Here is a 9,695-nt window from a genome sequence, read left to right as displayed (position 1 = left end):
GTTATGTGCTGTCGGATCTGCTCGCCCGCTACCGTCGCGCCTATCCCGGCGTCGAGGTCTCTGCCATCGAGGACAATGGCGATTATCTCGAACACCTCCTGATTGGCGGCAAGCTCGACATTGCCGTCATGGTCACCTCCAATTTGCGCGACCGCACCGCGTTGCAGTCGGAAATCCTCGAAGTCTCGGCCTATCGGCTGTGGCTGCCGCTCGGTCATCCGCTCGTCGGCGCCGACATTATCAGCATTGGCGACATTGCCTCCGAAACGCTGATCATGCTGACCGTCGACGAGATCGAGGAGAATACCGGCAAGCTGCTGACGGCAATCGGCGCCAAGCCGCATGTCGCCTTCCGCACCCGTTCCGTGGAAGCCGTGCGCAGTCTGGTCGCCACCGGCGCCGGTGTGGCGCTGCTGCCCGACCTCGTCTACCGGCCCTGGTCGCTGGAAGGCGACCGCATCGAATCGCGCGATATTTCCGGCTCCTTGCCGGTGGTCCAGGTCGGCATGGTCTGGCGGCGCGGCTCCGGTCTGCCGCAGGCCGCGCGCGATTTCATCGGTCTTGCCCAGTCGCAACGGACGGTTCGCCAGCGTCCCTGAGAGATCGGCTGCCAACCTATCGGAAAAACCGATATCGCCCTTCTGATAAATGAATTTGCGAAACCGGAATTTTCAAAGCACTTTCCGGTTCAGGGACCAAAGCCGCCATCAGAGCGGCATCAAGCCCAACGGACGAACTGACAGTTTTCAGTCCGCGCGTGACCCCTAGCGAAGACCGAAACCGGCCTTCGGGGCCAGGCGCCTAAATGGGAGATCGACAATGAATTCATTCCTGAAGTCGTGCACTGCTCTGACGGTCGCGCTGACCTTCTCCGGTCAAGCCGTCGCCCAGGTCAAGGAACTTGGCAAGGGCGAGGGCCAGGTCAATATCGTTGCCTGGCCGGGCTACATCGAGCGCGGCGAAACCGACAAGGGCTATGACTGGGTGACCTCCTTCGAGAAGGAGACCGGCTGCAAGGTCAACGTCAAGACCGCCAACACCTCCGACGAGATGGTCTCGCTGATGAATGAGGGCGGTTTCGACCTCGTCACGGCTTCGGGCGATGCTTCGCTGCGCCTCGTTGCCGGCAAGCGCGTGCAGCCGATCAACACCGATCTCATCCCGAGCTGGAAAACGGTCGACGAGCGCCTCAAGGACGCGCCGTGGTTCACCGTTGGCGGCGCCCATTACGGCGTTCCCTACCAGTGGGGTCCGAACGTCCTGATGTACAACACCGACGTGTTCAAGGAAGCTCCCAAGAGCTGGAATGTCGTCTTCGAGGAAATGAAGCTGCCGGACGGCAAGTCCAACAAGGGCCGCGTCCAGGCCTATGACGGGCCGATCCACGTCGCGGACGCCGCCAACTATCTGATGTTCCACAAGCCGGAACTCGGCATCAAGGATCCCTACGAATTGAACGAGGACCAGTACAAGGCGGCACTCGACCTGCTGCGCGTCCAGCGCACGCTGGTCGGCCGCTACTGGCATGACGCCGCCATTCAGGTCGACGATTTCCAGAACGAGGGCGTCGTCGCTTCCGGCTCGTGGCCTTTCCAGGTCAACACGCTGGTCGCCGCCAAGAAGCCGATAGCGTCCACCATTCCGGAGGAGGGTGCGACCGGTTGGGCCGACACCACGATGATGGAAGCCGATTCGGCCAACCCCAACTGCGCCTATATGTGGATGGAACATTCGCTGTCGCCCAAGGTGCAGGGCGACGTCTCGGCCTGGTTCGGTTCGCTGCCCGTGGTGCCCGCCGCCTGCAAGGGCAATGAGCTTTTGACCGACGAGGGCTGCAAGACCAACGGCTACGAGAACTTCGACAAGATCAAGTTCTGGAAGACCCCGGTGTCGAAATGCGCCACCCAGAACGACCAATGCGTGCCGTACTACCGCTGGGTGTCGGACTATATCGGCGTCATCGGCGGAAGGTGATTCCGCGCTTCGCCTGAGAGTGCAGCGCCGCCCCTCACCTTGCCCTCTCCCCGTGAAGAAGCGGGGAGAGGGGGGTCACCGGCCTTGGAGTGCTTCCCTTCTCCCCGTCACTGTACGGGGAGAAGGTGCCGGCAGGCGGATGAGGGGCAGCGCAAACGCCCGCTAGAAGAACGCTGCACCGCAGCCCGAATTGATTTGCCTGACAGATCAGGACAGCCCATGACCTCCGCCGTCTCCTTCCAGAAAGCCTCGCGCCATTTCGGCAGCGTGCGCGCCGTCGACGCGGTCGATCTCGACATCGTGCCGGGCGAATTCTTCGCCATGCTCGGCCCGTCAGGTTCCGGCAAGACCACCTGCCTGCGCCTCATCGCCGGCTTCGAGCAGCCGACATCGGGCTCGATCTCGATCTTCGGCGAACGCGCCGAGGGCGTTCCGCCCTATCGCCGCAACGTCAACACCGTGTTCCAGGACTATGCGCTGTTCCCGCATCTGAACGTGCTCGACAACGTCGCCTACGGGCTGATGGTCAAGGGTGTCGGCAAGGCTCAGCGGCACAAGGCGGCGGAAGAAGCGCTGTCACTGGTGCGGCTGCCCGGCTATGGCGCCCGCCGCCCCGGCCAGCTTTCCGGCGGCCAGCGCCAGCGCGTGGCACTCGCCCGTGCGCTGGTCAACCAGCCAAAGGTGCTGTTGCTCGACGAGCCGCTCGGCGCGCTCGACCTCAAATTGCGCGAGAACATGCAGGAGGAGTTGAAGTCGCTGCAGAAGGCGCTCGGCATCACCTTTGTCTTCGTCACCCACGACCAGGGCGAAGCGCTGTCGATGGCCGACCGCGTCGCCGTCTTCAACGATGGCAAAATCATGCAGGTCGGCACGCCGGAAGATATCTACCAGCGACCGAAGACGCGCTTCGTCGCCGATTTCGTCGGCTCCTCCAACGTGCTGCCGCCGGATTTCGTCCAGCGCTATTCCGGCCAGCATCGCTGGGGCAGCCTGCGCCCTGAATCCATTCGTGTCGGCCGCGCGGCCAGCGCGGGCACAAGTGGCGAAGGCGTATCCGCCCGCCTCGTCTCGACCAACTATCTCGGCGCCACGACGAAGCTGGCGCTCGACGCCGACGGGCTGCGGCTGCACGCCATCGTGCCCGCCGGCACGGCCTTGCCTGGGGAAGGCGAGGCGGTGGTGCTCACCTTCAACCGCGAGCACCTGCATCTGATGGACGAGCCGGCATGAGCCTCGACGCCGCCATGATGCGTGCAACAGCGCCCGCCATCCTGCCCGGCAGCGGCGGCTTGCGCGGCGCGCTATCGGACCTTTTCTGGCGCAAGCCGAAGGTCCTGCTGCTGCTCATGCTGCTGCCTCCGGTTCTGTGGCTGGGTATCGTCTATATCGGCTCGCTGTTTGCGCTCCTGGCGCAGAGCTTTTTCTCCATCGACGAGTTTTCCGGCCTCATCAACCGTGAGTTCACGCTGAAGACTTATGGCGACCTGTTCCAGGCCGCCAATCTCGACATCATCCTGCGCACGGTGACGATGGCGGCCCTGGTCACGCTGGCCTCGGCCGTCATCGCTTTCCCCATCGCCTATTACGCGGCGCGCTATGCGCGCGGTCGCTGGAAGGCGCTGTTCTATCTCGGCATCATGCTGCCGCTGTGGTCGAGCTATCTGGTCAAGATCTACGCCTGGAAGCTGATCCTGGCCAAGGAGGGCATCCTCACCTGGCTGCTCGCCAAGCTGCATTTGTTGTGGGTTCTCGACGCATGGCTGTCGCTGCCGATTGTCGGCGGCAATTCGCTGTCGGTATCGTTCACCGGCACCTTCATCGTCTTCGTCTATGTCTGGCTGCCGTTCATGATCCTGCCGGTACAGGCGGCGCTCGAGCGCGTGCCCGGCAATCTTGTCGAGGCCTCGTCCGATTTGGGGGCTTCGCCGGGACAGACCTTCCGCAACGTGCTGTTCCCGCTGGCCCTGCCGGGCATTGTCGCCGGTTCGATCTTCACCTTCTCGCTGACGCTCGGCGACTATATCATCCCGCAGATCATCGGCACCTCGCGGCTGTTCATCGGCCAAGCCGTCTATTCGCAGCAAGGCACCGCCGGCAACATCCCGCTCGCCGCCGCCTTCACCGTGGTGCCGATCGTCATCATGGGCTTCTACCTCTGGGGCGCCAAGCGCATGGGGGCCTTCGATGCGCTCTGATGGTTCCCAGTCGGCTCCGCTCGGCCTGAAGATAGCCGCCGCCTGCGGCCTGCTGTTCCTGCATCTGCCGATCCTGCTGATCTTCGTCTACGCCTTCACCACCGAGGAGAAGAGCTTCGTCTGGCCGCCGCCAGGGCTGACGACGCAATGGTTCGCCGTGACCTGGAACCGGCCGGATGTCTGGCAGGCGCTGTCGCTATCGGTCAGGGTTGCCTCGATCTCGACTGCGATTGCTTTGGTCCTCGGAACGCTCTGTTCGGCGGCGGTGTCGCGGACAAAATTCTTCGGCCGCGAAACCATCTCGCTGCTGGTCATCCTGCCGATCGCCCTGCCCGGCATCATCACCGGCATCGCGCTGCGCTCGGCCTTTTCGCTCGCCGATATCCCGTTCTCGTTCTGGACGATCGTGCTCGGCCACGCCACCTTCTGCGTCGTCGTCGTCTACAACAATGCCGTCGCCCGCTTTCGCCGCACCTCCGGATCGATGATCGAGGCGTCGATGGATCTCGGCGCCGACGGTTTTCAGACTTTTCGCCATGTCGTGCTGCCCAACATCGCCACGGCACTGCTTGCCGGCGGCATGCTGGCCTTCGCGCTGTCCTTCGACGAGGTCATCGTCACCACCTTCACCGCCGGACAGCAGCAGACGCTGCCGATCTGGATGCTGGAAGAGCTGATCCGCCCGCGCCAGCGCCCGGTCACCAATGTCGTCGCCATGGTCGTGGTGCTGGTGACGCTGCTGCCGATCCTTGCCGCCTATTACCTCACCCGTGACGGCGACCAGATCGCCGGAAGTGGGAAATGAAAAACAGCGAATAGGGAGTAGCGAACAGCGAGTAGGGATCATCGACGGTCAACCCTGCTCGCTTTCAGCTACTCGCTACTCGCTCCTGTTAAGGGAGAATCCAATGGACACCCAGATGCTGATCGGCTCGAAATTCGAGAAGGGCACCGAGACCGAGGAGCCGATCCTCAATCCAAAGACCGGGGCGACCATCCTCAACCTGCCCGAGGCCAGCCAGGCGCAGATCGAGGCGGCGGTCACCGCCGCCGAACAGGCGTTCGTCTTGTGGTCGCGCACCACGCCGGCGCAACGCTCCGGCTATTTGCTGAAGATCGCCGACCGCATCGAAGCCGACGCGAAGGAGTTCGCCACGCTCGAGGCGCTCAATTGCGGCAAGCCGATCAACGCTGTGCTCAATGACGAAATCCCGGCGATCGTCGACTGCTACCGCTTCTTCGCCGGCGCCGTCCGTTCGATGCCGGGCGTCGTGGCCGGCGAATACATTCCCGGCCATACTTCGATGGTCAGGCGCGACCCGATCGGCATCGTCGCCTCCATCGCGCCGTGGAACTACCCGCTGATGATGATGGCCTGGAAGCTGGCGCCGGCGATCGCCGGCGGCAACACGGTCGTTTTCAAGCCGTCGGAGCAGACTCCGCTGACGGCGCTGAAGCTTGCCAAGATACTTGCGGAAATCCTGCCGGAAGGCGTGGTCAATGTCGTCCTCGGCCGCGGCGACAGCGTCGGCAACACGCTGATCAATCATCCCAAGGTCAACATGATCTCGATCACCGGCGACGTCGCCACCGGCAAGAAAGTGCTGCAGGCGGCCGCCAAGTCGGTCAAGCGCACGCATCTCGAGCTCGGCGGCAAGGCACCGGTCATCGTCTTTGACGACGCCGATCTTGGCGCCGTGGTCAGCGGTCTGCGTGCCTTCGGCTATTACAATGCCGGCCAGGACTGCACCGCCGCCTGCCGCATCTACGCCGGCAAGAAGATCTACGACAAACTCGTCGCCGATCTCTCCTCGGCCGTCTCGACCATCAAATACAACCGTCCCGACGACACTGAAAACGAGATCGGCCCGCTCATCTCCCGCCGCCAGCGCGACCGCGTGTCGAGTTTCGTCGAGCGCGCCTCGGAACTGAAGCACATCGAGATCACCACCGGCGGCAAGCCGGGCGAGGGTTCTGGCTTCTACTACCAGCCGACCGTCGTCGCCGGCGCGCTGCAGGAAGATGAGATTGTCCGCCGCGAAGTGTTCGGCCCGGTCGTCTCGGTTACTCGTTTTTCGGAAGTCGACGACGCGGTGAACTGGGCCAATGACAGCGACTACGGCCTGGCGTCATCGGTATGGACCAAGGATGTCTCGCGCGCCATGGCGACGGCCGCCCGCCTGCAATATGGCTGCACCTGGATCAACACGCATTTCATGCTGACCAACGAGATGCCGCATGGCGGGCTGAAACAGTCCGGCTACGGCAAGGACATGTCGCTCTACGCGCTGGAAGACTACACCGCCGTGCGCCATGTGATGGTGGCTCACAGCTAGCGCCTTCCCTTCTCCCCGCTTTACGGGGAGAAGGTGGCCCGAAGGGCCGGATGAGGGGCAGCGCGTCCCTGGCAAAGCGGGCTCCGCCCGTCATCTGCCTGCCGGCATCTTCTCCCCGTGAAACGGGGAGAAGAGTCACTACTCCACAATGCGATAAATATTCCACAGGCTGGTGCCCGACACGACATAGGGCTCGATCTCCTTGCCCCATTTGGCATGCGCGTCGATCTTGCCGATCTTGGCGAAGAACGCCTCCAGTTGGGCCAGGCTTTCGACCTGGTGATGGGACTCGACCGTCGCCTCCCGCGCGCCGATCGAACCGGTCATGATCTGGAATTCCAGCTCGTCGATGCCGACCTGCGAGCCGATCTCGCGTTCCCATTTCTTCAACAGGTCGAGCACGGTCTGCTTGTGCCCGAACTTGGCGTCGATCTGCCATCTGGCGCTGAACATCGTCTTCTCCTCCAGGTTTGCGGCCCAGGCCGCGGTTGATCCACAGGCTGTTGGTCTACTCGTCCCAGGCCTGCACGACGGTCTGCCTTGCGATCCGCCCGTCTTTCAGCTCCAGCATCGCCGCGCAGAACACCTTGGTGCCGTCCGGATAGGCGCAGGCCTGGGTGAAGGCGAGGCTGTCGCCGTCGGCGATGGTGGTGTCGACCTTGTGGGTCATCGCCCGGCTGCAGATGTCGTCCCAGAATGTGGTGATCGCCGCGCGTCCGCGGATCTCGCGCGGCTTGCTCGGCGGGTTGTTGCGGTCGATCACCCGCACCAGCGCGTCGTCGGCATAGAAGCTCGACAGCATCTTGCCGTCACGGGTTTCGATGGCCTTCTTGATCGATGCGCCATCCACTGTTTGGGTCTTGGTCAGCATGTCATCCTCCATTGGCCCGTCTTGCGACCGGGCGGTTGATGGTCGAAGGGCTGCCCGGCGCTCGTCGCCGGGCAGGGATTTCCTCACTGCGACTTCGCCTTGACGGCCGCGAACACGTCGTCGGCCTGCTTCTTGAAGGTCGTCAGATCGACCTGACTGCCGTTGAGCATCGTCGACCAGTGGCGCACGATCGCGGACATCGCGACCGCCTCCTTGATCTCCTCGTCGCTGGCGCCGTTGAGCTTGGCCGCCTCGGTGTGGAAATAGATGCAATACTGGCATGGGATCTGCGCCGCGACGGCGAGGCCCAAAAGCTCCTTGGTCTTGCCGTCAAGCGCCGTCTTCGGGTTGAGCTGCACGCCCTTGATCTCGGCCCAAGCGCCGGCAACGGCCACATCCGGCAGCGTTCTGAACATGTCCGGCACCGAGCCGAGCGTCGCCTCGATATCCTTGTAGGCAGCCGCCGCGGACGCATCCTCGGCCTTTGCGGGAGCGATAGCGAACAGCGCTCCGACGCTTGCCGCTATCGCAAGCGATTTGAGTGTTTGGTTCGACGTCAGCATTTCCTCCTCCGTTCGCAGCACCTTTCCCGACGACATCCGCCTGGCCTGCATGGAGAGAATTGATAGCGCTTACCCGCCCATGGCCGCTTCGCCCGAAAGCGCCATGGCTCTCATGGCCCGTGCGGGCCAGGGTGCCTGGCCGAAAACGCCGCCGCCGCCGCCCGCGACGGCAGGTCCAGCTTGAGCAGTATGTTGGCGACATGGCGCTTGACCGTGTGTTCGCTCAGCCTCAATTCGGCGGCGATCGCGGCATTGCTCTTGCCGTCGGCGACGAGGCTCACCACCTCGCTTTCGCGCGCCGTCAATGCGGCCGGCTCGGCAACCCTGGGTTTGGGCCGGCAGGCGGGTTCCAGATGCTGTTCGGACGTCGCATGGACCAGCGCCAGCGGCTCCTCCAACTCGTCGACGCTGATGCGCCCGGCGTCGGTGAAATGCAGGCCCGACCCAGCCGCCAGATCGGCGATCAGACGCGACGCGATAATGTCGCCGCGGCCGGCATGGGCGGCCAGTTGCATCGCCACCCGCGCCGTCATCCCGACGGGCGGACCGCGCATTTCGATCTCGCCGACATGCGCCCCTTGCGCGCTTGCCACGCCGATTTCCTGCGCCGCCTCGCGCAGGGCTGCCGCGCAGCGTATGGCGCGTGCCGGGCCGTCGAAGCGCGAAATCATCAACTCGCCATGCAGGCCCACAGAGCGCCCACCATGGCGTCCGACCAGCAGCCGCCAGGTTTCCTGGAAGCGTTGGCTGCGTTCGCTCCACATGCGGTCGCCGAGCCGCGCCGTATCGTAGATGCGTGTCACCAGAAGTGCCGCCAGCACGCGGTCCACTTCGCCTACGGCGCGCTCGCCGGTCAGGAATTCCTCGATCAAGTCGGCCACCCCGTCGACATCGCCGGTCCAGATCGGATGGTCGCGTCCGGCAATCTCGACCAGCCGGGCGCCGGGAATCTTCTGTGCAAGGAAGCGGCTGGCATCGGGGTCGACCCGCGCATCGTTGCGGCGATGAATCACAAGCGTCGGCGCGCTGATCACGTTCAGGATGTGGCGGATGTCGACGTCGGCGTTCATGCGCGCCAGCGCCGCCGCCGCCGTCGGGCTCGCCGACAATCGTTCGAAACGTGCCCACCACTGGGCGAAATGCGCGTCGTCGACCCGGCTCGGCGCGAAATGGGGCAGAGTGGCGCCGGTGCCCCAGGCTGTCTCCGCCATCTCGATGAAAGCGTCGAGGCGTTCGGGCGACATCACCCATTTGTGGAAATGCGCATAGCCGCCATAGAGCGCCAGCGCCCGCGTCCGCTCCGGATAGGTGGCGGCGAACAGCATCGCCATCGGCGCGCCTTCGGAGGAGCCGAGCAGGGCTGCACGGCCGCTGCCGGCAGCGTCCAAAACCGCGCGCACATCGTCCATCCGCGTTTCGAGACTGGGCAGGTTATGCGCGTCGACGCGGTCGGACAGACCCGTGCCGCGCTTGTCGAACAGGATCAGCCGCGAGAATGCCGAAAGCCGCTTCAAGAGCCTGGTATAGCCCTCGTCTTCCCAGTGCAGGTCGAGGTTGGAAATGAAGCCCGGCACGAAGACCAGATCGAGCGATCCCTGCCCGACCACCTGATAGGCGATCCTCATATCGCCGCTACGGGCGTATCGCGTCTCGATCGGCCTCACGAGATTTCCACCCCGGCCTGACGATTTCTGGTCGTCAAACCATAGCAGAACAGCGCGGATGCGGCAGCTTAAACTTTAGCGATGACGAATGT

The 9,695-nt window shown here is 63.9% G+C and carries 10 protein-coding genes; 6 read left to right on the top strand and 4 right to left on the bottom strand.

The annotated features are described in order from the left end of the window. The 6 genes from EN939_RS09995 to EN939_RS09970 all read left to right on the top strand — a co-directional run. On the top strand, nt 1-599 hold a 599-nt coding region (locus EN939_RS09995; protein ID WP_127267886.1), incomplete at its 5' end, for a LysR substrate-binding domain-containing protein. 220 nt (nt 600-819) lie between these two features. Further along, nucleotides 820-1,974, top strand: coding sequence for an ABC transporter substrate-binding protein (locus EN939_RS09990; RefSeq protein ID WP_127267885.1), 1,155 nt, complete (start codon nt 820-822; stop codon nt 1,972-1,974). A 219-nt stretch (nt 1,975-2,193) separates the two neighbouring features. After that, complete coding sequence (locus tag EN939_RS09985) at nt 2,194-3,204, top strand: ABC transporter ATP-binding protein (RefSeq protein ID WP_127267884.1); 1,011 nt, start codon at nt 2,194-2,196, stop codon at nt 3,202-3,204. A 14-nt stretch (nt 3,205-3,218) separates the two neighbouring features. Further along, nucleotides 3,219-4,169 carry an ABC transporter permease gene (locus EN939_RS09980; RefSeq protein WP_197031622.1) on the top strand — a complete coding sequence of 317 codons (951 nt, stop codon included), beginning with the start codon at nt 3,219-3,221 and terminating at the stop codon, nt 4,167-4,169. Continuing rightward, nucleotides 4,159-4,974 (top strand): ABC transporter permease, encoded by an 816-nt coding sequence (locus EN939_RS09975; RefSeq protein WP_127267883.1) that lies wholly within the window; start codon nt 4,159-4,161, stop codon nt 4,972-4,974. The genes EN939_RS09980 and EN939_RS09975 overlap by 11 nt, the downstream gene beginning before the upstream one ends. Nucleotides 4,975-5,077: 103 nt before the next feature. Then, nucleotides 5,078-6,505 (top strand): gamma-aminobutyraldehyde dehydrogenase, encoded by a 1,428-nt coding sequence (locus EN939_RS09970; protein WP_127267882.1) that lies wholly within the window; start codon nt 5,078-5,080, stop codon nt 6,503-6,505. Nucleotides 6,506-6,643: 138 nt separating this feature from the next. On the opposite strand, the gene EN939_RS09965 is transcribed toward EN939_RS09970, so the two are convergent. The 4 genes from EN939_RS09965 to EN939_RS09950 form a co-directional block, all read right to left on the bottom strand. Further along, on the bottom strand, nt 6,644-6,958 hold the full coding sequence (locus EN939_RS09965) for a hypothetical protein (RefSeq protein ID WP_127267881.1): 315 nt from the start codon (nt 6,956-6,958) through the stop codon (nt 6,644-6,646). A gap of 55 nt (nt 6,959-7,013) precedes the next feature. Beyond that, complete coding sequence (locus EN939_RS09960) at nt 7,014-7,376, bottom strand: nuclear transport factor 2 family protein (RefSeq protein WP_127267880.1); 363 nt, start codon at nt 7,374-7,376, stop codon at nt 7,014-7,016. 83 nt (nt 7,377-7,459) lie between these two features. Next, the gene (locus EN939_RS09955) at nt 7,460-7,939 is read right to left on the bottom strand and encodes a carboxymuconolactone decarboxylase family protein (protein ID WP_127267879.1); all 480 of its coding nucleotides are present in this window, start codon (nt 7,937-7,939) and stop codon (nt 7,460-7,462) included. Between the two features lie 110 nt (nt 7,940-8,049). Next, nucleotides 8,050-9,603, bottom strand: a complete 1,554-nt coding sequence (locus tag EN939_RS09950; protein WP_127267878.1) for an alpha/beta fold hydrolase — start codon at nt 9,601-9,603, stop codon at nt 8,050-8,052. Nucleotides 9,604-9,695: the final 92 nt, after the last annotated feature.

The organism is Mesorhizobium sp. M7A.F.Ca.CA.002.05.1.1 (assembly GCF_003998335.1).
In the GTDB taxonomy this organism is placed as follows: Bacteria; Pseudomonadota; Alphaproteobacteria; order Rhizobiales; family Rhizobiaceae; genus Mesorhizobium.
This window is presented reverse-complemented; position numbering and strand designations above follow the sequence as displayed.

What these genes read in the sequence shown, in the direction of transcription:
- EN939_RS09960 (WP_127267880.1), bottom strand. Translation starts at nt 7,376, where the DNA reads ATGCTGACCAAGACCCAAACAGTGGATGGCGCATCGATCAAGAAGGCC.
- EN939_RS09975 (WP_127267883.1), top strand. Translation starts at nt 4,159, where the DNA reads ATGCGCTCTGATGGTTCCCAGTCGGCTCCGCTCGGCCTGAAGATAGCC.
- EN939_RS09980 (WP_197031622.1), top strand. Translation starts at nt 3,219, where the DNA reads ATGATGCGTGCAACAGCGCCCGCCATCCTGCCCGGCAGCGGCGGCTTG.
- EN939_RS09965 (WP_127267881.1), bottom strand. Translation starts at nt 6,958, where the DNA reads ATGTTCAGCGCCAGATGGCAGATCGACGCCAAGTTCGGGCACAAGCAG.
- EN939_RS09985 (WP_127267884.1), top strand. Translation starts at nt 2,194, where the DNA reads ATGACCTCCGCCGTCTCCTTCCAGAAAGCCTCGCGCCATTTCGGCAGC.
- EN939_RS09955 (WP_127267879.1), bottom strand. Translation starts at nt 7,939, where the DNA reads ATGCTGACGTCGAACCAAACACTCAAATCGCTTGCGATAGCGGCAAGC.
- EN939_RS09990 (WP_127267885.1), top strand. Translation starts at nt 820, where the DNA reads ATGAATTCATTCCTGAAGTCGTGCACTGCTCTGACGGTCGCGCTGACC.
- EN939_RS09970 (WP_127267882.1), top strand. Translation starts at nt 5,078, where the DNA reads ATGGACACCCAGATGCTGATCGGCTCGAAATTCGAGAAGGGCACCGAG.